The organism is Pseudomonas sp. AM4(2022), assembly GCF_036346515.1.
Lineage (GTDB): Bacteria > Pseudomonadota > Gammaproteobacteria > Pseudomonadales > Pseudomonadaceae > Aquipseudomonas > Aquipseudomonas paracarnis.
In genome coordinates this window covers 188,878-214,984 of record NZ_JAOTNW010000011.1, presented here as the reverse complement: position 1 = coordinate 214,984, position 26,107 = coordinate 188,878, and the positions used below count along the sequence as shown (strand labels likewise).

22 protein-coding genes are annotated in these 26,107 nt (G+C 61.1%); 12 read left to right on the top strand and 10 right to left on the bottom strand.

The window, feature by feature from the left end; all coding sequences use genetic code 11:
* Positions 1–124 precede the first annotated feature (124 nt).
* Positions 125–1,054: an AraC family transcriptional regulator gene (locus ODQ19_RS17320; protein ID WP_116666454.1), complete on the top strand. Its 930-nt coding sequence runs from the start codon at positions 125–127 to the stop codon at positions 1,052–1,054.
* A 123-nt stretch (positions 1,055–1,177) separates the two neighbouring features.
* Here ODQ19_RS17320 and ODQ19_RS17315 read toward each other — a convergent pair whose 3' ends face one another.
* The 4 genes from ODQ19_RS17315 to edd all read right to left on the bottom strand — a co-directional run bounded on the left by ODQ19_RS17315 (position 1,178) and on the right by edd (position 6,289).
* Positions 1,178–2,647, bottom strand: coding sequence for an ATP-binding protein (locus ODQ19_RS17315; protein WP_330210718.1), 1,470 nt, complete (start codon positions 2,645–2,647; stop codon positions 1,178–1,180).
* Positions 2,637–3,371, bottom strand: a complete 735-nt coding sequence (locus ODQ19_RS17310; RefSeq protein WP_330210717.1) for a response regulator transcription factor — start codon at positions 3,369–3,371, stop codon at positions 2,637–2,639. The genes ODQ19_RS17315 and ODQ19_RS17310 overlap by 11 nt, the downstream gene beginning before the upstream one ends.
* A 138-nt stretch (positions 3,372–3,509) precedes the next feature.
* Positions 3,510–4,466, bottom strand: a complete 957-nt coding sequence (locus ODQ19_RS17305; RefSeq protein WP_116666455.1) for a glucokinase — start codon at positions 4,464–4,466, stop codon at positions 3,510–3,512.
* On the bottom strand, positions 4,463–6,289 hold the full coding sequence (edd, locus tag ODQ19_RS17300) for a phosphogluconate dehydratase (protein WP_014719752.1): 1,827 nt from the start codon (positions 6,287–6,289) through the stop codon (positions 4,463–4,465). The genes ODQ19_RS17305 and edd overlap by 4 nt, the downstream gene beginning before the upstream one ends.
* A gap of 221 nt (positions 6,290–6,510) precedes the next feature.
* Here edd and gap point away from each other — a divergent pair, with 221 nt between their 5' ends.
* From gap to ODQ19_RS17265, 7 genes are all read left to right on the top strand, one after another.
* Positions 6,511–7,512 (top strand): type I glyceraldehyde-3-phosphate dehydrogenase, encoded by a 1,002-nt coding sequence (gene gap, locus ODQ19_RS17295; RefSeq protein WP_003193921.1) that lies wholly within the window; start codon positions 6,511–6,513, stop codon positions 7,510–7,512.
* Positions 7,513–7,649: 137 nt separating this feature from the next.
* Positions 7,650–8,168 carry an RNA polymerase sigma factor gene (locus tag ODQ19_RS17290; RefSeq protein WP_003193922.1) on the top strand — a complete coding sequence of 173 codons (519 nt, stop codon included), beginning with the start codon at positions 7,650–7,652 and terminating at the stop codon, positions 8,166–8,168.
* A gap of 74 nt (positions 8,169–8,242) precedes the next feature.
* The gene (locus tag ODQ19_RS17285) at positions 8,243–9,211 is read left to right on the top strand and encodes a FecR family protein (protein WP_330210716.1); all 969 of its coding nucleotides are present in this window, start codon (positions 8,243–8,245) and stop codon (positions 9,209–9,211) included.
* 115 nt (positions 9,212–9,326) lie between these two features.
* Positions 9,327–11,891, top strand: a complete 2,565-nt coding sequence (locus ODQ19_RS17280) for a TonB-dependent receptor (RefSeq protein ID WP_330210715.1) — start codon at positions 9,327–9,329, stop codon at positions 11,889–11,891.
* A 136-nt stretch (positions 11,892–12,027) separates the two neighbouring features.
* Positions 12,028–12,636 (top strand): biliverdin-producing heme oxygenase, encoded by a 609-nt coding sequence (locus ODQ19_RS17275; RefSeq protein ID WP_330210714.1) that lies wholly within the window; start codon positions 12,028–12,030, stop codon positions 12,634–12,636.
* Positions 12,637–12,805: 169 nt separating this feature from the next.
* Entirely contained in the window at positions 12,806–13,207 is a 402-nt protein-coding gene (locus tag ODQ19_RS17270) for a YbaN family protein (protein WP_330210713.1), read from the top strand.
* Between the two features lie 138 nt (positions 13,208–13,345).
* Entirely contained in the window at positions 13,346–15,484 is a 2,139-nt protein-coding gene (locus ODQ19_RS17265; RefSeq protein ID WP_096144452.1) for a methyl-accepting chemotaxis protein, read from the top strand.
* A gap of 146 nt (positions 15,485–15,630) precedes the next feature.
* Here ODQ19_RS17265 and ODQ19_RS17260 read toward each other — a convergent pair whose 3' ends face one another.
* Positions 15,631–16,194 carry an NAD(P)H nitroreductase gene (locus ODQ19_RS17260; protein ID WP_330210712.1) on the bottom strand — a complete coding sequence of 188 codons (564 nt, stop codon included), beginning with the start codon at positions 16,192–16,194 and terminating at the stop codon, positions 15,631–15,633.
* A 139-nt stretch (positions 16,195–16,333) separates the two neighbouring features.
* Between ODQ19_RS17260 and ODQ19_RS17255 the strand changes: the two genes are divergently transcribed.
* The 3 genes from ODQ19_RS17255 to ODQ19_RS17245 are packed head-to-tail and all read left to right on the top strand — an operon-like array spanning position 16,334 to position 19,969.
* Entirely contained in the window at positions 16,334–17,773 is a 1,440-nt protein-coding gene (locus ODQ19_RS17255) for a di-heme oxidoreductase family protein (RefSeq protein ID WP_330210711.1), read from the top strand.
* Positions 17,774–17,804: 31 nt separating this feature from the next.
* A complete protein-coding gene (locus tag ODQ19_RS17250) occupies positions 17,805–18,869 on the top strand; it encodes an imelysin family protein (protein ID WP_032895451.1) in 1,065 nt (354 codons plus the stop codon).
* A 2-nt stretch (positions 18,870–18,871) separates the two neighbouring features.
* Complete coding sequence (locus tag ODQ19_RS17245) at positions 18,872–19,969, top strand: DUF1513 domain-containing protein (protein ID WP_330210729.1); 1,098 nt, start codon at positions 18,872–18,874, stop codon at positions 19,967–19,969.
* A 176-nt stretch (positions 19,970–20,145) separates the two neighbouring features.
* Here ODQ19_RS17245 and ODQ19_RS17240 read toward each other — a convergent pair whose 3' ends face one another.
* The 5 genes from ODQ19_RS17240 to colR all read right to left on the bottom strand — a co-directional run bounded on the left by ODQ19_RS17240 (position 20,146) and on the right by colR (position 23,916).
* Positions 20,146–20,373 (bottom strand): hypothetical protein, encoded by a 228-nt coding sequence (locus tag ODQ19_RS17240; protein ID WP_003193932.1) that lies wholly within the window; start codon positions 20,371–20,373, stop codon positions 20,146–20,148.
* On the bottom strand, positions 20,370–21,089 hold the full coding sequence (locus ODQ19_RS17235) for a lipopolysaccharide kinase InaA family protein (protein ID WP_019817333.1): 720 nt from the start codon (positions 21,087–21,089) through the stop codon (positions 20,370–20,372). Before ODQ19_RS17235 ends, ODQ19_RS17240 begins: the two co-directional genes overlap by 4 nt.
* A gap of 4 nt (positions 21,090–21,093) precedes the next feature.
* Positions 21,094–21,774, bottom strand: a complete 681-nt coding sequence (locus ODQ19_RS17230) for a class I SAM-dependent methyltransferase (protein WP_003193934.1) — start codon at positions 21,772–21,774, stop codon at positions 21,094–21,096.
* Between the two features lie 188 nt (positions 21,775–21,962).
* The gene (locus ODQ19_RS17225) at positions 21,963–23,243 is read right to left on the bottom strand and encodes a sensor histidine kinase (RefSeq protein ID WP_330210710.1); all 1,281 of its coding nucleotides are present in this window, start codon (positions 23,241–23,243) and stop codon (positions 21,963–21,965) included.
* A complete protein-coding gene (gene colR / locus ODQ19_RS17220) occupies positions 23,233–23,916 on the bottom strand; it encodes a two-component system response regulator ColR (RefSeq protein WP_003193936.1) in 684 nt (227 codons plus the stop codon). The genes ODQ19_RS17225 and colR overlap by 11 nt, the downstream gene beginning before the upstream one ends.
* Positions 23,917–24,117: 201 nt before the next feature.
* Here colR and ODQ19_RS17215 point away from each other — a divergent pair, with 201 nt between their 5' ends.
* Positions 24,118–26,067 (top strand): LTA synthase family protein, encoded by a 1,950-nt coding sequence (locus ODQ19_RS17215; RefSeq protein WP_330210709.1) that lies wholly within the window; start codon positions 24,118–24,120, stop codon positions 26,065–26,067.
* Positions 26,068–26,107: the final 40 nt, after the last annotated feature.

The window sequence follows — 26,107 nt, the reverse complement described above, 5'->3', positions numbered from 1 at the left end:
TGTGTACTTGCCTGATTCACGCCATCTCGCAGGATCAGGCAAGGATCCTGCAGAATCGACGTAACACTATTTGAAAAGCCGCCGCTAAGCTGAGCCCATCAAAGCAGCGTGTAGAGGACGCCCCATGCCGTCGCCAGAATCCAAGTCCGTTCCCCTCGATGCCGAGATGGAGAAACAACGCGCCGAGCTGGCCAGTATCGTGCACCGCCATACCTGGGAAGACGGTTCCTACGGCACGGCGATCACCTCGCTGTACCTGAACCGCCACAACGCGCCCCGAGATTTCATGCCGGTGCTGGTGGAACCCGCGCTGTGCATCCTCGCCAGTGGCAGCAAGGAAGTACGCCTGGCCGACGAGATCTTTGCCTACGACCCGCTCAACTACCTGGTGTTCTCGGTGGCGATGCCGGTGGCCGGCCGCATCATCGACGCCACCGCCGAGGACCCGAACCTCTCGGTGCGTATCAATATCGACCCGGCGCAACTCACAGCGCTGATCGCAGAGGCCGGGCCAATGGGCGTGCCCTCGCGCCCGACCTCACGAGGCATGTATGTTGACCGCATTGATCACGCGCTGCTCGACGCGGTGCTGCGCCTGACCCGCTTGCTGGACACCCCTAAAGACATCGCGATGCTCGCGCCGCTGATCAACCGTGAAATCCTCTACCGTTTGCTGCGTGGCCCGCAGGGTTATCGCCTGTATGAAATTGCTGTGACTAATAGCCAGAGCCATCGGGTAAGCCGGGCGATCAAGTGGCTGAACGGCAACTATGAACAGCCGCTGCGTATCGACGACCTGGCCAAGGAAGTGAACCTGAGCGTCTCGACCTTGCACCACCGGTTCAAAGCGATCACGGCCATGAGCCCGCTGCAATACCAGAAACAACTGCGCTTGCAGGAAGCCCGGCGGCTGATGATTGCCGAAGGGCTGGAGGCCTCGGCGGCGGGGTATCGGGTGGGGTATGAAAGCCCGTCGCAGTTCAGCCGGGAGTACAGCCGGTTGTTCGGTGCGCCGCCGCTGCGCGACCTGGCCCGGTTGCGTCAAAGCATCTGATGTACGCAAAGCACAATGTGGGAGCTGGCTCGCCTGCGATGGCGGTGTGTCCGTCGCTGATGAGTCAACTGAACCACCGCAATCGCAGGCAAGCCAGCTCCCACAGTTGATCGGCGACGCTTACTAATCCAAGGTTCGGGGGAGCTGCAGGGTGACGCGCAGGCCGCCTTCGCGCAGATTCTGCAAACTCACTTCGCCCCCATGGCTGTGGGCAATATTGCGCGCAATCCCCAACCCCAATCCGTAACCCTGCTGCTGGCCGGCCAGGCGGAAGTGCGGTTCAAACACCTGCTCCAGTCGCTGCTGCGGCACACCAGGCCCCTCGTCATCCACATGCAGGATGAACTGCGCGCCATCGTCCTCGATATGCAAATGCGCGTTCTGCCCGTACTTCAGCGCGTTGTCGATCAGGTTGCCGATGCAACGCTTGAGCGCCAGCGGCTTGCCTGGGTAGGCTGACAGCGCCGCGCCATCGAGGGTCACTCTGCCATTGCCATGGGGTGCCAGGTATGGCTCCACCAGGCATTCGAGGACGTGGTTGAGGTCCACCGGCTGGATGTTTTCGTGGATGTCGGTGTCTTTCACGCATTGCAGCGCGCCCTTGACCAGCAATTCCAGTTCATCCAGGTCACGGCCGAATTTGTTTTGCAGGTTCTCGTCTTCCAGCAATTCCACGCGCAGGCGCAGGCGGGTGATGGGTGTGCGCAGGTCATGGGAAATCGCGCTGAACAACTGGCTGCGCTCGGTCAGGTAACGGCTGATACGTTCACGCATGGCATTGAATGCACGGCCCACTTCCACCACTTCACTACCGCCGCCTTCAGCCACCGGCTCCACATCGGCGCCCAGGGACATGTCCCGCGCCGCTCGCGCCAGGCGCTTGAGCGGCCGGCTTTGCCAGTGCACCAGCAGGCCGATGAACAGCAGCAGAAAACCGCTGGTGAGCACAATGAACCACACCTGCTGGGATGGCAGGCCTTGCTCTTCCAGGCTGGTGTAGGGCTCGGGCAACAGCGAGGCGATGTACAGCCATTCACCGGGCGCCAGTTGGATCTGGGTGACCAGCACCGGCGGGTTCACCGGTTCCAGGGTCAGCGCGTAATGCGCCCAGGAGCGTGGCAGTTCGTCGAGCTTCAGGCCGGCATTGAAGATGCGCAGGTCTTCGGCGCTGACGAACTCCACCGAGATATGCACGTCGGCACCCAGGGTCTGGCGCAGCACTTCATCCACCGCCACCAGCACCGCCTGCTTGCGCGGGGTTTCGGGCAATATCTGCATGTCCAGCGGGCGATCATTCAGGGTCACCACAAAACGCGTGCCGCCCATGCTGCGCAATTGGTCCAGCACCAACGGGCGATAGGCCACCGGCAGCGACCGGAAGTAACTCACGCTGGCGGTCATTGAATGCGCCAGGCTACGGGCGCTGGTGACCAGGCCCTCAAGCTGGGTGGCGCGCAGTTGCGACACCCAGATCACGCTGGACAGCGCTTGGGCGAACAGCACCGCAAGCAAGGTCAGGAGTAACATGCGCCCCAGCAGCGAGCGGGGTACCGGGAAGCGGCGGCGGCGTTCGTTCAGCGGTTCAGTGGGCATTGCCGGCAACCACGCTGGCTGCCAGTTGATAGCCGCTGCCACGCACGGTGCGGATCAGCCGCGGAGGTTTCTCGGTGTCGCGCAGGCGCTGGCGCAAGCGGCTGACGGCCATGTCGACGATACGGTCCAAGGGCATCAGGTCGCGGCCACGGGTGGCGTTGCCGATGGTGTCGCGGTCGAGGATCTGCTGCGGGTGGTCGAGAAACAACTTGAGCAAGGCGAAATCGGCACCGGAGAGAATTACCTCTTCACCATCCACATGAAACAAGCGGTGGCTGATCATATCCAGGCGCCATTCATCGAACACCCACACATCGCCGCCACTGCTGCGCTCCTGGCCGAATTGGCAGCGGCGCAGCAGTGCCTTGATGCGCGCCTGCAACTCGCGGGGGCTGAACGGCTTGCCGATATAGTCATCGGCGCCCAGCTCCAGGCCGATCACGCGGTCGGCTTCGTCGGAACTGGCGGTGAGCATGATGATCGGCACCTGCGCCTGGCGCGGGTGCTGGCGGATCCAGCGGCACAGGCTGAAGCCGTCTTCGTCCGGCAACATGACATCGAGGATGACCAGGTCGCACGGTGCCTCGTTCATCGCCTGGCGGAACCCCGCGCCGTCGGACACGCCACAGACCTGGAAGCCGGCGCGACTGAGGTAGGTTTGCAGCAATTCACGGATTTCCTGGTCGTCGTCGACGAGGAGAATGGATTTACTGATTACGCTCACGGGGGCCTCCTTGTTGTTATGGCCTGGCTTAAATCATCGGGTGCCCTTTAGGCCGCCATCGCAGGCAAGCCAGCTCCCACACTTGGAATGCATTCCAGACTGTGGGAGCTGGCTTGCCTGCGATGGCGCCATTATGACCTATGCAAAAGCTTGCTCAAGCGCCACGCCAGCCCCAGTCAACCCGGAATACGGCGCCGTCACCAGCCACACGGGAATACCCTTGAAGTAGTCGCTCATGCAGCCTTTATCCGCAAAGCTTTTGGCGAAACCACTGGCGATAAAGAAGTCGGCAAACCTAGGTATCACCCCACCCACGATATACACGCCACCGCGCCCACCGGTGGTCAAGACGTTATTGCCCGCCACCCGGCCCAGCCAGATGCTGAACTGGTCCAATACTTCCATGGCCACCGGATCGCCGGCCAGGCCCGCCGCCGTGATGGCTTCGGGGGTGTCCAGCACCGGCTCATGCCCATCCACCGCACAAATCGCCCGGTACAGCCGCGGCAAGCCGCCACCGCTCAACGCGGTTTCGGCGCTGACATGCCCGATCTCGCTGTAGATGTGTTGCCACAATTGGGTTTCTCGTGGGCTGCTCAGGGGCAGGTCGACATGCCCACCCTCCCCCGGCAGCGCTGCCCAACGGCCTGCGCCGAGGTCCAGCAAGGTGCCGACGCCAAGCCCCGTGCCTGGGCCGATCACCACGGCCGGGCGCAAGGGTTCCGGCGTGCCTTCGCAGACCACGCGGAATTCGTCGGGCTTGAGCCGGGTCATGCCCAGGGCCATGGCCGAGAAGTCGTTGACCAGCAACAGTTCATCCACCTGAAGGGCCTGGCAAAACGCGGTTTTGCTCAGGCGCCAGTGGTTGTTGGTGAACTTGAATTCATCGCCGCTCACCGGCCCGGCCACCGACAGGCACACCGCACCGATGTCCCCGATTTGCAGGCCTTCTTCTCTGAGATAGACCTTGATCGCCTCTTCAGGACTGCCGTGATCCGCCGTGGCATGCACACGGATCGAATGCAGTTCCTGATCCCGCCATAACGCAAAACGGGCGTTAGTCCCCCCGATGTCACCGACCAGCGCAAGCTTCACTTAAGCGTCTCCAAGGCAGAGGTAAAGGCGCTGGCGCCCTGCTCTGCGGAGCTTGCGGCCAAGCGCATGAATGCAAACAGCTCGCGACCGGCCCCCACGTTATTGCCCAACAGGCCCGTGGCAGGCGTGCGCGCTGCAAATACTTCGGCGTCCACCTTAAGCTCCAGGGTGCCGGTAACGCCATCCACACGGATGATATCGCCATCCTGGACCCGCGCCAGCGGCCCGCCGCTCTGGGCTTCGGGGTTGACGTGGATCGCGGCAGGGATCTTACCCGACGCGCCGGACATTCGCCCGTCTGTCACCAGCGCCACTTTGAAACCACGGTCCTGCAACACGCCCAGGAACGGTGTCATCTTGTGCAGTTCCGGCATGCCGTTGGAGCGCGGCCCCTGGAAGCGCATCACCGCGACGAAGTCTTTTTCCAACAAGCCGGCCTTGAAAGCATCGGCCAGGTCCTGCTGGTCCTGGAACACCACCGCCGGCGCTTCGACAACCTGATGCTCCGGGGCCACCGCCGAAACCTTCATCACGCCACGGCCGAGGTTGCCTTCCATCACGCGCAAGCCGCCTTCCGGCGAGAACGCACGGGCCACCGGGCGCAGGATGGTTTCGTCGAGGCTTTCGATCGGGCCGTCGCGCCAGACCAGTTCGCCATCCACCAGGAAAGGTTCCTGGATATAGCGGCTCAAGCCCTTGCCGGCCACGGTGTTGACGTCTTCGTGGAGCAGGCCGGCTTCCAGCAGTTCGCGGATCAGGAACGACATACCGCCCGCCGCCTGGAAGTGGTTGATGTCAGCCTTGCCGTTTGGATACACGTGGGACAGGGTTGGTACCACCTCGGAGAGGTCGGCCATGTCCTGCCAGGTCAGGATGATGCCTGCCGACATGGCGATGGCCGGCATATGCAGGGTGTGGTTGGTGGAGCCGCCGGTGGCGTTGAGCGCAACGATGGAGTTGACGATGGATTTCTCGTCGACGATCTCGCCGATCGGCGTGAAGTTGCCATTGGCCTTGGTCAAGCGCGTGACCTGGTGCGCGGCCTCCCGGGTCAGCGCATCACGCAGCGGCGTGTATGGATTGACGAATGACGCGCCCGGCAAATGCAGGCCCATCACTTCCATCAACAACTGGTTGGTGTTGGCGGTGCCGTAGAAGGTGCAGGTGCCGGGGCTGTGGTAGGACTTCATCTCCGATTCCAGCAGCTCTTCGCGGCTGGCCTTGCCTTCGGCATAGCGCTGGCGCACATCGGCTTTCTGCTTGTTGGAGATACCCGACGGCATCGGGCCGCCCGGCACGAAGATCATCGGCAGGTGACCGTAGCGCAGCGCGCCCATCATCAATCCCGGGACGATCTTGTCGCAGATCCCCAGCATCAGCGCAGCGTCGAACATATTGTGGGACAGCGCTACCGCCGTGGACATGGCAATGACTTCACGGCTGAGCAGGCTCAGCTCCATGCCCGGCTCGCCCTGGGTCACGCCGTCGCACATGGCGGGGGTGCCGCCGGCGAACTGGCCGACCGAGCCGACTTCGCGCAGAGCCTTTTTGATTTGTTCGGGGAAATGCTCGTAGGGCTGATGCGCCGAGAGCATGTCGTTATAAGAAGAAACAATTGCCACGTTGGCGGCATTCATCATGCGCAGGCTGTTTTTGTCTTCGGTGCCGCAACCGGCCACGCCGTGGGCGAAGTTGGCGCATTGCAGCTTGCCGCGCATCGGACCGTCGCTGGCTGCGCCGCGAATGAGCGCAAGGTAAGCCTCGCGGGTGGCGCGGCTGCGGGCGATAAGCCGTTCGGTGACCTCAAGAACGCGGGGATGCATGTATAGAACTCCAGGCTAACGGATGTGGCGACCTGAGAGTCTATGCTGATCAAACGCCCACGGCTCATGGGATGGCAGGGGGTCGTTTGGATCATCGGACCAGTTGATTCAGGTCACTCGTTGTAGATTGAACAAAATATTGCCACTAAAAAGGCTTGTTTTCTATTTTTATGCGAATAATCTTGTAATTCTTACAACAAATCGACGACAGGCACTTTCCGATGACTCTTCGAATCGCAATCAATGGTTTTGGCCGTATCGGCCGTAATGTCCTGCGCGCACTGTATACCCAAGGCTATCGCCAGGATCTGCAGATCGTCGCCATCAACGATTTGGGCGACAGCTCGATCAATGCCCACCTGCTCAAGTACGACACCGTACACGGCACTTTCGACGCAGAGGTTGCCCACGATCAGGAAAGCCTGACCGTCAACGGTGACCGGATTGCCGTGAGTGCCATTCGCAACCCCGCCGACCTGCCGTGGGCTGCGCACAAGATTGACGTGGTGTTCGAATGCACCGGTCTGTTCACCGACCGTGACAAGGCTGCCGCCCATATTAGCGCCGGCGCGCGCAAAGTAATCATCTCGGCCCCGGCCAAGGGCGCGGACGCCACGGTGGTCTATGGGGTAAACCATGACATTTTGCGTCAATCCCACCAGATCATTTCCAACGCATCGTGCACCACCAACTGCCTGGCGCCGGTGGCCCAGGTGCTGCATCGCGAGCTGGGCATCGAAAGTGGGCTGATGACCACCATTCACGCCTACACCAACGACCAGAACCTCACCGACGTGTACCACACCGACCCGTACCGCGCGCGTTCGGCCACCCAGAACATGATCCCGAGCAAGACCGGCGCCGCTGAAGCGGTGGGCCTGGTGCTGCCGGAACTGGCAGGCAAGCTGACCGGCATGGCGGTACGCGTACCGGTGATCAACGTGTCGCTGGTGGACCTCACCGTGCAGCTGAAGAAAGAAGCCACGGCCGACGAAGTCAATGCCCTGCTCAAACACGCCAGCCAGCATTCGAAGATCCTCGGCTACAACACCCTGCCGCTGGTTTCCAGCGACTTCAACCATAACCCGCTGTCGTCGATCTTCGACGCCAATCACACCAAGGTCAGTGGCAAATTGCTCAAAGTATTGGCGTGGTATGACAACGAGTGGGGCTTCTCCAACCGTATGCTGGATAACTGCCTGGCGTTGTGCAACGCCGAATAAGCCCTGGGCTGGATTGCATGGACTGACTTGTGTGGGAGCCGGGCTCCCACACAATCTCCAAGGCATCTCAAAGTGCCACTTGCCATTTCAGTTGATGATAAGCATTATCATTCACTGCAAATCGGTCTGGTATCACTGTGAGCCAATCTCGCTTCAACCACGTCTTCCTCACCCAACGGGTGATCCTGCTACGAACTCTGCAACGCATGGTGCATAACCACAGCACTGCCGAGGACCTGTTGCAGGAAACCTACCTGCGCGTGACTCGGGCCCTGAGCGAGCGGCCAATCGACCACCTTGAACCTTTTGTCTACCAGACAGCCCGCAACCTGGCGCTGGATCATTTGCGCTCGCGCAGGATTCAGGCGCGTACGCTGCAGGAGGATGTCCCGCTGGATGTCCTGCAAAGCGTCGCCGCGCCCGCCAGCACGCCAGAGGAAGCCACTCAGGCCGAGCAACTGCTGGAGCACCTGAGTGTCAGCCTCGGCCAGTTGAGCGCCCGCCAACAGCGGATTTTCATCCTCAGCCGCCTGCACGGTTGCAGCTACCAGGAGATTGCCGATCAGTTGGGTGTGTCCTTGAGCACGGTGCAAAAGGAACTCAAATTGATCATGGCCATCTGTGTGGGTGTGGCCGAAAGGCTGGATCAGCCTTAAGCTTCACCTGACAGAGGTGTCGATCCAAGCTGTAGGAAAAATGAATAGAACGTGGCGAAGACCCGAGGAACACCGTGACGGACCCGAATAAACTGCGCCCCCATGCGTTGGCTCATGAGGTGTTGCAAGACGCGGCCATGGACCAAGCCCTCGATTGGCTGATTGCCTTGCAGTGCCCGCAACCGGGCCAGCAGGCCGAGTTCGACGCCTGGCTGGCCCAGAACCCGGCGCATGTCCACGCCTTCAGCAAGGCCCAGGCCGCTTGGGGTGACGCGCCGGTACACAGCGCCGCCGTGGCCCTCGCCGCACCGCGCAAGCCCAGCGGCTGGCGCCGGATCAAACCGCACTGGAAACCCCTGGCCACCGCCGCCGTGTTACTGGTCGGCTTGTTCAGTTTCAGCAACCTGCCGGTGCGTTTGCAGGCCGACCATCTGACGGTGGTGGGCGAGCGCCAGCGCCTGCAACTGGACGATGGCTCCAAGGTGCTGCTGAACACCAACTCGGCGTTTTCCAGCACCATCAAGGACCACCAGCGCATTGCCCGCCTCTACCAGGGCGAAGCGTTCTTTGAAATAGCGCCCACCCGTGGCCTGCCCCTGGAGATCGACGCCGGCCCGGTGCGCGCCAGCGTGAGTGACACCGCCTTTGCCGTGCGCTACCTCAATGGTGAAGCCCAGGTCCAAGTGCAGCGCGGCGATGTCGACCTGAGCAATACTTTCGACGATGCCCGTGTGCGCCTGAGCGCCGGTGAAAGCATCCGCATCGGCCCCAAGGGTTTCGGCCTACCGGCCAAGCTCGATCCCAGCAAGGACCTGGCCTGGGTGCAGGGCCGGCTGGTGTTCGAAAACTGCCCGCTGAGCGAAGTGCTGGCTGAGTTGCGCCGCTATTACCCAGGCTGGATCGTCAACAACAACGAGCAACTGGCCAGCGTCGCCGTCACCGGCAACTACCGCCTCGACCAGCCCCTGGACGTGGTGCGCTCCCTGGCTCACATCACCTCGGCCAAGCTGTCGGAGTACCCGGCGCTGGTGATCCTGAACTAAATGAGAATTATTTTTACTCGATGTTAACCGGCGATACGTCTCGTTATAGCCAATGCAACTGATTCCTATTTGGTTCGGTTCGCAACTATAAGATTCGTCTCCCGGAGCGCTCTCGATGTCCTCTCGTTTCAACCGCCGGTCTGCTTCGCCCGTTTTGTCCTTGCTGACCGCTGCGATCCTTCTGGCTGGCGCCCCCGTCATGAGCGCCACCGCCGCGGAACCTGCCGCTCGCAGCCACGCCAATTACACGTTCAGCATCGAACAGCAGCCACTGGTGTCGGCGCTTAACGCCTTTACCGCAGTGACCGGTTGGCAAGTCGGCCTGCCGGCCGAACTGGGCCAGGGCGTATCGTCCCCAGGCGTGCGCGGCCCGCTGCCAGCGGAAAAAGCCCTGGAGCGGCTGTTGGTGGGGACCAACCTGAGCTATCGCAAATTGGGCACCAACAACATCGTGCTGGAAAAACGTAGCGCCGGCAGCGCCCTCGCCCTGCAACAGGTGACCATCAGCGCCACCCGCAATGAACAGGATGTGAACAGCGTACCGAGCACCGTCAGCGTGCACGACCGCGAAGAACTGGACCGCCAGAACGTCAACAACATCCGTGAACTGGTGCGCTACGAACCCGGCGTTTCCGTCGGCGGCGCTGGTACGCGCTCGGGTAACGCGGGCTACAACATTCGCGGTATCGACGGCGATCGCGTGCTCACCCAGGTGGATGGCGTCGAAGTGCCCGACAATTTCTTCAACGGCCCCTACGCCAAGACCCGTCGCAACTACGTCGACCCGGAAATCGTCAAGCGCGTGGAGATCCTGCGCGGCCCGGCCTCGGCCCTGTACGGCAGCAGCGCCATCGGTGGCGCGGTGAGTTATTTCACCCTCGATCCGGATGACATCATCAAGCCAGGCCAGGACGTCGGCGCTCGCCTGAAGACCGGCTACAGCTCCGCCGACGAGAGCTGGCTGACCTCCGGCACCTTCGCCGGGCGTGTGCAAGACTTCGACGGTTTGCTGCACCTGAGCCAGCGCAATGGCCATGAAACCGAATCCTACGATGGCAACAACGCCACCGGCCTGGCCCGTACCGGCGCCAACCCGGAAGATGCGCGCACCACCAACGTGCTGGCCAAGCTGGGCTGGAACTATGGCGATGACAATCGCTTGGGCCTGACCTATGAGAAGTTCAAGGATGACCGCGACGTCAATCTGAAAAACGCAGTGGGCGGCCCGTTCATCGGTGGCCGAGGCATGAACCTGTACCGCGACCGTCGCGGTAACGACACCATTACCCGCGAGCGCTTCGGCCTGGAAAACACCTTCGCCCTGGAGTCGCCGATTGCCGACCGCATCAAGACCAGCCTCAACTACCAGATCGCCAAGACCGACCAGACCACCGCCGAAATCTACCAGGCCGGCCGTCGCGTCCTGCGTACCCGCGACACCCTTTACGAAGAAAAACAGTGGGTTTTCGACGCGCAACTGGACAAAGCATTCAGCCTCGGTGAAACCGACCACCAGGTCACCTACGGCACCACCCTCAAGCAGCAGAAAGTCACCGGATCACGCGAAGGCTCGGCCTCGTGCCTGGCCATTGGCGCCGGCTGCACCGCCATCGGCGCGCCCAGCCCATCAGCCAGCGACAGCGTGAAAAAGGCCAGCGACTTCCCCGACCCGACCATCAACACCTACTCGCTGTTCGCCCAGGACCAGATCACCTGGGACAAATGGACCTTCCTGCCCGCCGTGCGGTATGACTACACCCGGCTCAAGCCCAAGCTGACCCAGGAATTCCTCAACACCGTCAACCCGACCGGCGCCTATGCCGTCGATGGCAAAGACAAGACCTGGAACCGCGTAACACCCAAGTTCGGCCTGACCTACGCCCTGACCGACAACTACACCTGGTTCGGCCAATACGCCGAGGGCTTCCGCACGCCGTCTGCCAAAGCGCTGTACGGTCGCTTCGAAAACCTTAACCTGGGCTACACCGTCGAACCCAACCCCGATCTCAAGCCAGAAACCAGCAAAGGCATCGAAACCGGGATTCGCGGCAAATTCGACGAAGGCTCCTTCGATATTGCGGTGTACTACAACAAGTACCGTGACTTTATCGACGAAGACAACGCCGTGGTCGGCGGCACCGTGGAGCAGTTCCAGGCGGTCAACATCAAGCGCGCCACCATCAAGGGCGTGGAAGCCAAGGGCCGCCTGAACCTGGATACCTTCGGCGCGCCGAAGGGCCTGTATACCCAAGGCTCGGTTGCCTACACCCACGGTCGCAATGACGACAATGGCGAGCCGTTGAACAGCGTCAACCCGCTCAAGGGCGTGTTTGGCCTGGGCTACGACCAGGACACCTACGGTGGCCTGCTGAGCTGGACCTTGGTAAAAAAACAGGACCGCGTCGACAGCACGACCTTCCACGCGCCCGACGGCGGCACCGACGGCCCGTTCAAGACCCCGGGCTTCGGCATCCTCGACCTGACCGCTTACTACAAGGTGAGCAAAGACGTGACCGTCAACGGTGGCCTCTACAACCTCACCGACAAGAAGTACTGGAACTGGGATGACGTGCGCAGCTACGACAGCGTCGGCGAAGCCGGTGTGACCGGCCCGGCCAACCTCGACCGCCTGACCCAGCCCGGTCGCAACTTTGCGATCAACGTGATCTGGGACATCTGACCCATCCGCCTCACCTCGCCGCCATTGCATCCGCGGCGAGGTGAGGATTTTTTACTGTCCCGCGTCTTCTTGTTCGTCTAGTTGATAACGGCTCTCTTTAGGGCACCCAGGCGCTCCCCTTCTCAAGGACTTTTTCATGACTGCTTCTTCCACCGCAGAACGCCCAAGCCTGCGCTCCCAGCGCCTGAACCAGATCACCAACGAGCCGCACACCAAGCTCGACGCGTTGGTGAAGGCTCACGCGCCGTTCGAAACCCAAGCCAACTTCGCCCGCTTCGTAGTGGCCCAGTACCTGTTCCAATCGGAACTGGTGGCCCTGTACAACGATGCCGAGCTGAACCAGATCATCCCTGACCTGACCGCCCGCTGCCGCGCCGAAGCCGCCAAGCTCGACCTGGCAGACCTGGACACCGAAATCCCGGCCCCGGTTGCCGGCGCGGTGAACAACCCCAGCAAAGCCGAAGCCTTGGGCTGGCTGTTCGTCTCCGAAGGCTCCAAGCTGGGCGCTGCGTTCCTGATCAAGCGCGCCGTGGGCCTGGGCCTGAGTGAAACCTTCGGTGCGCGCCACTTGGGCGAGCCGGCCGGCGGTCGCGCCGAGGGCTGGAAGAGCTTCACCCGCACCCTCGACGGCCTGGCATTCAGCGCCGAGGAAGAAGCTGCGGTGGAAAAAGGCGCGATTGATGCGTTTGTGCGCTTCACCGTGCTGCTGGAACAGGCGTACGCTAGCGCCCCAGAACTGGCGTAAATGTTCTGGTAGACGGCGGTTCAAGGTGGGAGCTGGCTTGCCTGCGATGGCGGCGGGTCAGCTCCAGATGTTTAACCTGATGCACCGCTATCGCAGGCAAGCCAGCTCCCACATTTGAGTGCATTTCATCGCTGACAATGTGTAAACCCTCCCACCAGAAAACTGCAGCATGACCGGCAAACCCCAATCCTCCTCCAAAATCGCCCAAGTTCTCTTTGGCCTGCTGGCCTATGTCAGCCTGGGCATCGGCTTGGTGGCGATTGTCATACCGGGATTGCCCACCACCGAATTCATCCTGCTCGCCGCCTGGGCCGCCACCAAAAGCTCGCCGCGCCTCAGCGCCTGGCTGGAAAACCACCGCCTGTTCGGGCCGATCCTGTCCAACTGGCGCAATGGCAAGATCATCGCCCGCCGCGCCAAGGTCAGCGCCACGCTGAGCATGTTGCTGTGTGCCGTGTTGATGCTGGTGATGCTTGATCACGGCTGGCCGGTGTACCTGGCAATTGCCGGGATGAGCCTGGGCAACCTGTGGATCTGGTCCCGCCCCGAGCAACTGGCACGGCCCGTCTAGGGCTGCGTGTAGGCGTTTTCCTACCGCTCATCGCCTGTTCCTCATGAATTGATTTGTGACGCCGATGTTTCAGGCATGACGCCGAATGGACTTGGCGCGTTTGCGTGCATTCCAACAAGTCCATTCGTGAGTGAACCTATGTTCGACACCCTCTCCATCCGCTTGAAAATCGTGTTGCTGTCCGGCCTGTGTCTGCTGGGTGTGATTGCACTGGTGGTCGGCATCAATATCTACAACACCAACCAGAACGATCGGTTGGTCAGTGATTCAAGCTCACGAATGCTCACCGCCAGCGTGGAGCAGTTGCTGCAATCCAAAGCGGCCGAACAGGCCGGCCACTTACAGCAGACCTTCGGCGAAAACCTGCTGGTGGTCACCGCCCTGGCCGACCAGATCAAAGACCTGCGTCAGTTGGGCACCCAGCGTTCCCTTGAAGCCGGGGCCCTGCGTGAAGAGCTCAACCGCAGCGTTAAAACCGCGTTCGAGCGCAACACCAAGGTGCTGGGCATCTGGTTATCCTTCGAACCCAACGGGCTGGATGGCAAGGACAGCGAATTCATCGACGACAAGGCGCGCGTCTCCAATGAAAAAGGTCGGTTTTCCAGCTACTGGAGCCGGGCTGGCGGCGAAGGCCAGAACACCATCATGGTCGAAGATGACCTGACCAAGACCACCCTCAACCTCAGCGGCACGCCCTACAACATCTGGTACACCTGCCCACGGGACACGCGCAGCACTTGCCTGCTGGACCCGTACGAAGACACGGTGGCCGGCAAACCGGTACTGATGACCACCATTTCCTTGCCGCTGATCGTCGACGGCAAAGTCATTGGTGTCGTCGGCGTGGACATCGCCCTCACCGCCCTGCAAGCGACCACCGATGCTGCGCAAAAAGACCTGTTCAACGGCGCCGCCCACCTGGAGATTCTGTCCAGCACCGGCCTGATCGCCGCCTACAGCGGTGAACCGGCCAAAGTCGGCAAGAACCTGATCGACAGCATCGGCGCCGAAGGCAAGGAGATCGTGCAACTGCTGGCCAATGACCGGCCTGTTATCCGTGAACAGGACGACACCATTCGTGCCGTGTACCCGCTCAAGCCGATTGCTGGTGCCAAATCCTGGGGCGTGGTGATCAAGCTGCCCAAAGCGGTGATGCTGGCCGACAACGAAAAACTGCAAGCCGTACTCGACGAGGCCCAGGCCACGGGCACGCTCAAAGCCCTGCTGGTGGCCGCCGCCGCTGGCCTGCTGGGCCTGCTGTTGATCTGGCTGACCGCTACTGGCGTGACCCGCCCTATCAATAGCGTGGCCGCCATGCTCAAGGACATCGCCAGCGGTGACGGCGACCTCACCCAGCGCCTGGCCTACGCCAAGAAGGACGAACTGGGCGAGCTGGTGAACTGGTTCAACCGCTTCCTCGACAAACTGCAGCCGACCATTGCGCAGATCAAGCAAAGCATCACCGAAGCCCGCGGGACGGCCGATCAGTCGTCCGCCATTGCGCGCCAGACCAGCGAAGGCATGCAGGTGCAGTTCCGTGAAATCGACCAGGTCGCCACCGCGTCGAACGAAATGAGCGCCACCGCCCACGACGTGGCCAACAGCGCCTCCAATGCCGCCAGCGCGGCACGTGGCGCCGACCAGTCGGCACGCGAGGGCATGTCAATCATCGAGCAGAGCACCCGCGATATCACCACCCTGGCCGACGAAGTCAGCAAAGCCGTGGGCGAAGTCGAAGCCCTGGCGGTCAACAGCGAGCAAATCGGTTCAGTGTTGGAGGTGATCCGCAGCATTGCCGAACAGACCAACCTGCTGGCATTGAACGCAGCAATTGAAGCGGCGCGCGCTGGGGAAAGCGGGCGTGGTTTTGCGGTGGTGGCCGACGAAGTGCGCAACCTGGCCAAACGCACCCAGGACTCGGTGGAAGAAATCCGCCTGGTGATCGAGCGTATCCAGAGCGGCACCCGTGGCGTAGTGGCGACCATGCACTCCAGCCAGCACCAGGCGCAGAGCAATGCCGGGCAGATCCATCAAGCCGTGCAAGCCCTGGGCAAGATCAGCGACGCGGTCACGGTGATCAGCGACATGAACCTGCAAATCGCCAGCGCGGCCGAACAGCAGAGCGCGGTGGCCGAAGAGGTCAACCGCAACGTCTCGGCGATTCGCACCGTGACTGAAACCCTCACGGGCCAGGCCACCGAGTCGGCGGCGATCAGCAGCCAGCTCAATGCGCTGGCCAGCCAGCAGATGAAGTTGATGGATCAGTTCAGGGTCTGACTCGGTTCTGAAAACATTGCCTCCTGTAGGAGCGAGCTTGCTCGCGAAAAACGTCAACGATAACGCGTGCTTCCTGAATAAACGCGGCGCCTGTGAGTTTTTCGCGAGCAAGCTCGCTCCTACATATAGAGCAAGACGGTGGTGAATTACCGGCCGGGCCAGGCCTGGACGAACGGCGTCAGGTCTTCCTTCGGCGCAGTTCGCGGCGGGTTCTGCGGTGTGCCCAGGTAGAGAAAGCCAATCACTTCTTCATTCGCCGCCAGCCCCAGGCCCTTGGCGACATGGGCCGAGTAGGACAATTCGCCGGTACGCCACACCGCACCAATGCCCTGAGCATACGCCGCCAGCAGAATGCCGTGGGCCGCACAGGCGGCGGCCAGCAATTGCTCGGACTTGGGCACTTTGAAATGCTCTTGCACACGTGCAATCACCACCACCACCAGCGGCGCACGCAGCGGGCCGTTCTGGGCCTTGTCGATGTCGGCTTGCGGTGCGTCGGCGTCTTGCAAACGAGCGGCTTCGGCCAACAGCGTGCCCATCTGTTCACGGGCGGCGCCTTCCACGGTAAGGAAACGCCACGGGCGCAGTTGACCGTGGTCGGGCGCACGCATGGCGGCGGCGAACAGCAGGTCGCGCTGCTCCTGGGTCGGTGCCGGGTCGAGCAAACGGGGCACGGAAACACGGTTGAGCAAAGCGTCGAGAGCCTGCATTGGCCACCTCCATAAAAAATGTGCAGTCATTCTAGCGGGAAAGAATCGGGATGCCACCAAACGATAATTGCTCTTATTCAATCTGCCCTGCCCTGTTAGACTTTGCGCCTTAATTTTCTGCCCTCGTCCAGGAATCACGATGTTCCGTGCGCTTTTGTACCTGCCTGCAGCGTTGATGGCTTTAAGCCTGACTGCTTGCGACGACGCCCCTCGCTTCACGAAAGCAGAGCCGGGTGAATCGCGGGCCGGTGGCGCGGCGACGGTAAACAAGCGCGACCAGAACGCCTTTTCCCTGCCCTCGGCCAACCTCGCGCCGACGCGGCGCCTGGACTTCAGCGTCGGCAACAGTTTCTTTCGCAACCCGTGGGTGATTGCGCCGTCCACCACCACAGCGCGCGATGGCCTGGGACCACTGTTCAATACCAACGCCTGCCAGAACTGCCATATCAAGGATGGCCGTGCCCACCCGCCGCTGCCCGACGCGCCCAATGCCGTGTCGATGCTGGTGCGCCTGTCCATCCATCCCTCTATTACAGAGCAGTCAGCCTACGCCAGGCTCATCGAACAGATCGGCGTGGTGCCCGAGCCCGTCTATGGCGCGCAACTCCAGGACATGGCCGTGCCTGGCGTTGCGCCGGAAGGCAAGGTGCGGGTCGACTACACACCGGTCAACGTCAGGTTCAAGGACGGTACGGTGGTTGAATTGCGCAAGCCCGACCTGCAGATCACCCAACTTGGCTACGGCCCGATGCACCCCGACACACGCTTCTCGGCGCGTATCGCCCCGCCGATGATCGGCCTGGGCCTGCTCGAAGCAATCAGCGATGCCGATATCCTGCGCAACACTAACCCCAAGACCGCCGACAAAGAGGCCATCGTGGGTCGCGCCAATTGGGTCTGGGATGACGCTCAGAACACAACCGTGCTCGGGCGTTTTGGCTGGAAAGCCGGGCAGCCCAACCTCAATCAACAAAACGTTCACGCGTTTTCTGGTGATATGGGCCTCACCACGTCCCTGAGACCCTTCGATGACTGCACCGACGCCCAAGTGGCCTGCAAGCAGGCGCCCAACGGCAATGGCCCCCAGGGCGAGCCGGAAGTCAGCGATAACATCCTGCGCCTGGTGCTGTTCTACACCCGCAACCTCGCAGTGCCCGCGCGCCGCGACATTGATACGCCACAAGTGCTGGCCGGCAAGAACCTGTTCTACCAGGCCGGTTGCCAGGGCTGTCACAAGCCCAGCTTCACCACGGCCGCCAATGCCGCCGAACCTGAGTTGGCCAACCAGTTGATCCGCCCCTACAGCGACCTGCTGCTGCACGATATGGGCGAAGGCCTGGCCGACAACCGTAGCGAATTCAAAGCCACCGGCCGCGACTGGCGCACCCCGCCGCTGTGGGGTATCGGCCTGACGCAAACCGTGAGTGGCCACACCCAGTTCCTGCATGACGGCCGCGCCCGCAACCTGCTTGAAGCCGTGCTGTGGCATGGCGGTGAAGCCCAAGCGGCGCAGCAACATGTGTTGTCGTTCAATGCCGAGCAACGTGCCGCGTTGCTGGCGTTCCTGAATTCTTTATAAGCTTTGCCCCACTTACAGAAGGGAGCTCGACATGTTTCGTCCCAAGTTGTTGTTCACCAGCCTCGCCGCCCTGGCCTTGGGCGCCTGCTCGCCCCAAGACCCACAAGCAGTGACCTCGGCAGCCATCGCCAAGCAAGTGATCCTGCCGACCTACAGCCGCTGGGTTGAGGCCGACCGTCAACTGGCCGTCAGCGCCCTGGCCTACTGCCAAGGCAAGGAAAGCCTGGACACCGCCCGCGCCGACTTCCTGCACGCGCAAAAAGCCTGGGCCGAGCTGCAACCGCTGCTGATCGGCCCGTTGGCCGAAGGCAACCGGGCGTGGCAGGTGCAATTCTGGCCAGACAAGAAGAACCTGGTAGGCCGTCAGGTCGAGCAACTGGTCAGCGCCCAGCCGCAGATCGACGCCGCGGCCCTGGCGAAATCCAGCGTGGTGGTGCAGGGCCTGTCGGCCTACGAATACATCCTCTACGACGCCAAGCCCGACGTCGCCGACGCCGCCCAGAAAGCGCGCTATTGCCCGCTGCTGATGGCGATCGGTGAACGTCAGAAAGTCCTGGCCGAAGAGATCCTGGCCAGCTGGAACAGCACCGACGGCATGCTCGCGCAGATGACCAAGTTTCCGAACCAGCGCTACGCGGATTCCCACGAAGCCATCGCAGACCTGCTGCGCGTGCAAGTGACCGCTCTGGACACCCTGAAGAAAAAACTCGGCACCCCAATGGGCCGCCAGACCAAGGGCATCCCGCAACCGTTCCAGGCCGATGCCTGGCGCAGCCAGTCGTCCCTGCAAAGCCTGGAGGCCAGCCTCGCCGCAGCGCAGACCGTGTGGGTAGGCGTCGATAACAAAGGCCTGCGCGGCCTGCTGCCGGCGGACCAGAAGCCATTGGCCGAGAAAATCGACGCCGCCTACGCAGCGTCGCTGAAACTGTTCGCCAGCAACCAGCGCACCCTCAACGAACTGTTGAACGACGACGCCGGGCGCCAGCAACTCAATGACATCTACGACAGCCTCAACGTGGTGCACCGCCTGCATGAAGGCGAATTGGCCAAGGCGCTGGGCGTCCAACTAGGCTTTAACGCCAACGACGGTGACTGATGATGCTCAGGCGACAGGCTTTGGCGGTGGGCAGCGTGCTGCTCAGCGCTATCACCTTGGGTGGCTGGACGCTGTTCAAGCACAAAGACAAAGGCCCGCTGCTGCTGTCGGCGCGCGATGATGCCGACGGCAAGCACTACGCTGTCGGCTATCGCCTGGACGGCAAGCCGGTATTTGCCACTCAGGTCGGCCAGCGCTGCCATGACATCATCAACCACCCGACGTTGCCGATTGCGCTGTTCGTGGCCCGTCGGCCGGGCACCGAGAGTTACCTGATCGACCTGCGCGATGGCAGGCTGCTGCAAACCATCACCTCCAACGCCAACCGCCATTTCTATGGCCATGCGGTGATCCACAAGAGCGGTGACTGGCTATACGCCACCGAGAACGACACCTCCGACCCTGGCCGCGGCCTCTTGGGTGTGTATAAGTTCGAAGGTGAGCGGCTGGTGCACAGCGGCGAGATATCCACCCACGGCATCGGCCCGCATCAAGTCGCGTGGATGCCCGACGGCGAGACGCTGATCGTGGCCAACGGTGGCATTCGCACCGAAGCCGAAAGCCGGGTAGAGATGAACCTCAACGCCATGGAGCCAAGCCTGGTGCTGATGCGGCGCGATGGCAGCCTGATCAGCAAGGAAACCCTGGCCCAGCAGATGAACAGCGTGCGGCACATGGGTATCGCCAGCGATGGCACCATCCTCACCGGGCAGCAGTTCATGGGCCCGTCCCAGGAGCGTTCCGAGCTGCTGGCGATCAAGCGCCCGGGGCAGCCGTTCGTGGCGTTCCCGGTGGCTGATGAACAGTTGCAGGCGATGGGGCATTACACCGCCAGCGTGGCGGTGCACAGCGAACTGCGCCTGGTGGCGCTGACGGCACCTCGGGGCAACCGCTTTTTTATCTGGGACATGGACACCGCCGAGCTGCGCCTGGATGGGCCCTTGCCGGACTGTGCGGGGGTGGGTGCTGTGGCAGATGGCTTTGTGGTGACATCCGGTCAGGGACGTTGCCGCTTCTATGACTGCCGCCAGAAAAAGTTACTGGCAACACCACTGGAGCTACCGGCGGGGTTCTGGGATAACCACCTGCACTTGGTCTGAAATTACTCTTCTGTAGGAGCGAGCTTGCTCGCGAAGATCGCCAACGATAACGCGTCCATCCTGAATGAACGTGTCGTCTGCAGGTTTTTCGCGAGCAAGCTCGCTCCTACAACAGTTGAGGTGTCAGACACAAAAAAGGGCCTTGCGTCGCAAGGCCCTTTTTTGTGTCAATCGTTTCAACTTTGCGGCCTCATCGCTTGAGACATGCCGAACATGAATAACAGCAATTCATGGTCGGGCTTGGCCGCCACACTCGTCTTGGCAATGCGTGGCAGCAGGCATTGCCCACCACCGTCTACCGCACTCAACACTTGTGTACGAGGTTGCTCCCATACCGCCAGGGCCAGGGCTGCAACACCCAATGCCCCGACCAGAAACAAACCTCGTGCTATTTCTAGCTTCATCTGGTTAAACCCTTGATAGCGCTGCCAAACGCCGTCTCGTAAAAGTAGCTGAGTTTTTTCCAGTCGGTATCATTCCACGACGAATGGCGACGCAATTGCAGCATGTCGTGGGACGCGGCCCGATAAGCGGTCAGGCGCTGGCGGCATTTCTCAAAGTCCAGCAGGGCCACTTCCACAGTCGCCGCATCAGGCTCACCGGTAACCCGCACGAAAATGTGCTTGATATACAGGCAACCGTGTTGCCAGCGGCCTTTGTGCATACGGGCCAAGGTACCGGCCAACTCTTGCAGCAGGCGCTCGTGGACCGCCTCGCCATACTGTTCGCGGCCACCGGCGGCGTACCAGTTTTCAATCTCGTCGAAACCGTCCAGGGACGCGGTCACCAACAGGGCCTTCCATTGGTGCTCCGGGTCGCGACGCGCTTCGCAAAACACCAGTTCCGGCACACGCACATCCAGCAAACGCAGGCCTTTGAGGGCATCACGCTCACGCAGCACGGTCGGACGCCCAAAGGGGTGCAGCCAGCTGCGGTAGATGTGCCCGGTTTGGCGCTTGCAATAGAGCAAACGGCCGTTAGGGCTGATCACCCGCTGCACGCCACTTTCACCACCACGGCGCCGGTTGGGTTCTTCCACCCATTCACCTTGCTGACGCCAGAAAAAATCAAATCGTTCTTCGGGAGCTACATGACTGCCTACTACGCACTCAACTGCCATCCTGTTACCTCTTGCGCAATACATACACTCGCCACATGGCGTAGAGCGGTATGAAGTCCAGGGATTCCTGAACACGGAAACCGGCCTGCTCGAATTCTGCCTCAACAGTAGCAGCCGGTAACACAAACCGGTTTTGGTAACCTTCTTGCTCACCTTTTTTACGACGACGTACTTCGCTGCGCTTGCGCTTCCAGGCCTTGAAATTGCCGTCTACCCACAGCGAAATAATTACGCTGTCACGGGTAACACGTTGAAACTCGCGCAGTATTGTCAGCCTGTGCTCGGGCTCACCGATGTGGTGCATCAAGCGCATGCAGAAAATACTGTCGACGGAGTTATCTGGCAAATCGATATCAAAGGCAGACGTCTGCAAAGGGCGTACCCGTTTCACCACCTCAGCCGGTTGGGCAGCGGTGGCGATCTTCAACATCGACGCCGAATTGTCAGCTCCGATAATCACACGGTTGGGTTTTTCGGCCAGTAACGGCCAGAAGCGTCCAGCGCCACACGGCAGGTCCAACACCAGGCCCGGCTCACCGGCCATGGCCAATGCGCCGCGCGCCAACTGCTCGTCGCGTTTGTGGGACAACCGGCGAGCCAGATTGTCCTGATGCTTGAGCAAATATTTCTGCGCGTGTTGATCGTCGTACTTGTCAGAAAATTCCAGCTTGATCGGGGAAGGCATCTTACGTCTCCAGTAACTGATGCCTACGACCTTAAGCAGCGAACTGTGATCAAGAGGTCAACTCGTTGTGAAAATCTTGTCCTGTCCAATTGCATACATTTCAAGACTTTACAGAAACATTCAGTAGCACCGGGCCATCTTCGCCGAAAAGCACGCAGTCTGCATCAGCAAAACGACAGACTGAATGGTCAGGTTTTGACTGGGTTCAGCTCCACGTGAAAACGGCAGCCATTGGGCTCCATAGTGCTCAGGCTTACGCTCCAGCCCTGGCTTTCGCAGATCCGTTGCACCAGTGACAGGCCGAGGCCAAGGCCCTCGCCACGTTTCTCGCTACCGCGCACGAACGGCTCGAACATCGCCTCGCGCTTCTCTTCAGGGATGCCGACACCGGAGTCCTCCACCGTGAAACCACTGGGCTCCAGGGTCAGGCGGATAAACCCTTGCTCGGTGTAATGCAGTGCATTGCGCAGCAGGTTGCCCATCACCGCATGCAAGAAGGTGGTGTTGTAGCAGGTGTCCAAGGGGTTGCCTGGCAGGTAGACCAACGTCAGGCCTTTTTTCTCGATGGGCTCGCGCCAGATACCGAGCAGGTCTTCAGCCACCTGGGTGAGGTTACCTTGGGGGGAACTGGCAGCGTCGTCGTGTTTGGCGCGGGCCAGCATCAGGAAAGTCTGCACCAGCTCGCGCATTTCTTCACAGGCACGGGCAATGCGCTCTACCTGGTTGCGACCGCGCTGATCGATGGCCGGGTTTTCGCGCAACAGTTCGCAGGAGCTGGCCAAGACCATCAAGGGCGTGCGCAACTCATGGCTCACATCGCTGGTAAACAATTGCTCACGTGACAACGCCTGGCGCAAACGGCCGAGGGTGGCGTCGAACGCCACCGCCAGCTCGCCCACTTCATCGGCGGCGTAATCCGGCGCCAGGGGCGGTGCCAGGCCCAACAGTTGGTCACGATGACGGACCTGGCGGGCCAGGCGTACCACCGGCGCCATCACCTTGCGGGCCAGCACCCAGCCGAGGAACGCCGCCAGCGCCAGGCTGAGTACGAACCCCACCAGCACCACCGCAAACAGCACGCGCTCACGTTCTTCGAAATCGCTCTGATCTTGCAGCAACACATAACGCCGGCCATCGACCACTTCAACCATGGCGTGGTACGACAGCGCCTCGCGAAACACCTCATGAAACCCCGGGTCCAGATGGCGCAGATCCTTGGGCAGCTCAAAATCGCCACGCCCACCGCTGAAATAAAACAGCTGATCCGGCTCCGGCCGATGGTTCCAGTCTTCGACGCTATCCATCAACAGCAGGCGTTGCAAGTCGCCTCCCAAGCCCGCCGAGATCAACTTCTCTTCCACCAGGTGCACGGTCGCAATGATGCCGATGGCGAAGGCCCCCGCCACCAACGCACTCATCAAGGCGAAGGCGATGATGATCCGCTGGGCAAGGCTTTGCTTAAACTCCATCACGACCCTCGGCCAGGCGATAACCCACACCGTGTACCGTTTGCAGCAATGGCTTGGCGAAGGGTTTGTCGATCACTTGGCGCAATTGGTGAACATGGCTGCGCAGGCTGTCGCTGTCCGGGCAGTCGTCGCCCCACAGGGCTTCTTCGAGAACTTCCCGGCGCAGAACATGTGGGCTTTTTTGCATCAGCACGGCGAGCAGTTTCAGGCCCACGGGGTTGAGCTTGAGCAGGCGCCCTTCGCGGGTAACTTCCAACGTATCGAGGTCGTAGTTCAGGTCACCCACTTGTAGAGCACGACGCCCGCCGCCCTGGGCACGGCGCAACACCGCTTCGATACGCGCAGCCAGTTCCGACAAGGCGAAGGGCTTGAGCAGGTAATCATCGGCGCCGGACTTGAAGCCCTGCAGCCGGTCGTCCAATTGGTCGCGAGCGGTAAGCATGATCACCGGTGTGTCGCGGCGCGCGTCTTCGCGCAGGCGCTTGCACAGGGTGTAGCCATCGATGCCGGGCAGCATGATGTCGAGCACGATCAGGTCGTAATGCTCGGTGGCCGCCAAGTGCAGGCCCGACAAACCGTCCTGCGCACAGTCCACGGTGTAGCCTTTGAGCCCCAGGTAGTCGGCCAGGTTGGCGAGGATATCGCGGTTGTCTTCAACCAATAGAATTCGCATGGGCAGTGTCTCCGTACGCGGTAACGGCCGTGTTGGCTCGCGCAGCTTAAGGCCAAGCGGGGCTCAGGGATAGAGCGCAGAGCCCCGCTGATAAAGGTTTTCAACTGTTTATAGAACCGAACAAGTTTTTCACTATAGCTTCACAAACTAACTACAGTGTCAGGACGAAGATCGCCCCCCATTGATATAAGGAACTTAGACATGGGTTTTTTCAAAACAGCGCCAATGCGCTATTTGCTGTTGATAACCGGTGCCTGGTTATTGGTTTTCCTGCTTACCCGTAGCGTGCTGCTCATCACTCACCTGGATGAAGTCGGAGGCAACCTGCTGCCGGTGTTTGGCGTGGGTGTGCTCTACGACCTGGCCTTCCTCGCCTATGCAGCCTTGCCGCTTGGCCTGTATCTGCTGCTCTGCCCACCTGCCTTGTGGCGCCGCCGTGGCCATCGCTGGTTCCTGCAAGCGGTGCTGACCGTCAGCCTGTTCGCCATGCTGTTCACCTCGGTGGCCGAATGGTTGTTCTGGGATGAGTTTGGCGTGCGCTTCAACTTTATCGCCGTCGATTACCTGGTGTATTCCGATGAGGTACTGAACAACCTGCTGGAGTCTTACCCGATCGGCAAGCTGCTGAGCCTGCTGGCGATGCTTGCACTGATTCTGAGCGTGGCTCTGCGCAAACCCTTCAATGCCGCAATGGCAGCGCCGTTGCCTGCACTGCGTGGCCGTTTGGTCAACGCCCTGGGCTTGTTGGTGCTCGCCGGCATCAGCCTGCAACTGGTCAGCCAAGACAGCCCACGCACCCAAGGCGGCAACGCGTACAACAACGAATTGGCCAGCAACGGCCCCTATCAGTTCTTTGCCGCGTTCCGTAACAACGAACTGGACTACACCCAGTTCTACAAAAGCCTGCCGACCGACGTCGTCGCCAAGCAGTTGCGCGCCGAACTCAGTGAACCCAACGCCCGCTTTATCAACCCGGACCCGCTGGATATTCGCCGTGCCATCACCAACCCCGGCACACTGCGCAAACCCAACATCGTACTGGTGACCATCGAGAGCTTCAGCGCCAAGTACATGGGCAGCAATGGCGATGCGCGCAACCTCACGCCCAACCTCGATGCATTGCGCCAACAGAGTCTGTACTTCAATAACTTCTATGCCACCGGTACGCGCACCGACCGCGGCCTGGAAGCCATTACCCTGGCAATTCCACCGACGCCGGGGCGCTCGATCGTCAAGCGCATCGGCCGCGAAAGCGGGTTCGCCAGCCTGGGGCAACAACTCTCGGCCATCGGTTATGACAGCGTGTTTGTCTATGGCGGGCGCGGTTACTTCGACAATATGAACGCGTTCTTCAGCGGCAACGGTTATCGGGTGGTGGACCAGAGCAGCGTGCCTGAGTCAGAAATCTCATTCAAAAACGCCTGGGGCATGGCCGACGAAGACCTGTTCAAACAGACCTTGAAACTGGCCGACGCCGACTACGCCAAGCAACAGCCGTTCTTGCTGCAATTGATGACCACCTCCAATCATCGTCCCTACACCTACCCGGACGGGCGTATCGACATCAAGTCCGGCAAGGGCCGCGACGGCGCGGTGAAATACACCGACTACGCCATCGGCCAGTTCCTCGCAGCTGCACGTCAGAAGCCTTGGTTCGATAATACGATTTTCGTGTTCGTCGCCGACCACACCGCCGGCAGTGCGGGCAAAGAAGACCTGCCTATCACCAACTACCAGATCCCGCTGTTTATCTACGCCCCCAAGCTGATCGACGCACGGGAATCCGCCCAACTGGCCAGCCAGATCGACCTGGCGCCGACCTTGCTGGGCCTGCTCAACCTGAGCTACGAATCGACATTCTTCGGTCGCAACCTGCTGCAGGACAACCCATTGCCTCCACGGGTAGTGGTGGGCAACTACCAGCACCTGGGTCTGTTCGATGGCAAGGACCTGGCAATCCTCAGCCCTCGCCAAGGCTTGCGTCGCCATGACCAGGCCCTGGGCGAGAGCCAGGAGTTGCGCGTCGGTAGCGATGACCCTTTGATTCAACGGGCGATCACCTACTACCAGGCCGCCAGTTATGACTACAAACAGCAACTGCTGAGCTGGAAAGCGCCCAAGGAAGAGGCTCCAGTCTTAAGCAAACGCTAATCAAAAAGCACCGTGCAGGTGAGCACGGGGCTTTTTCACC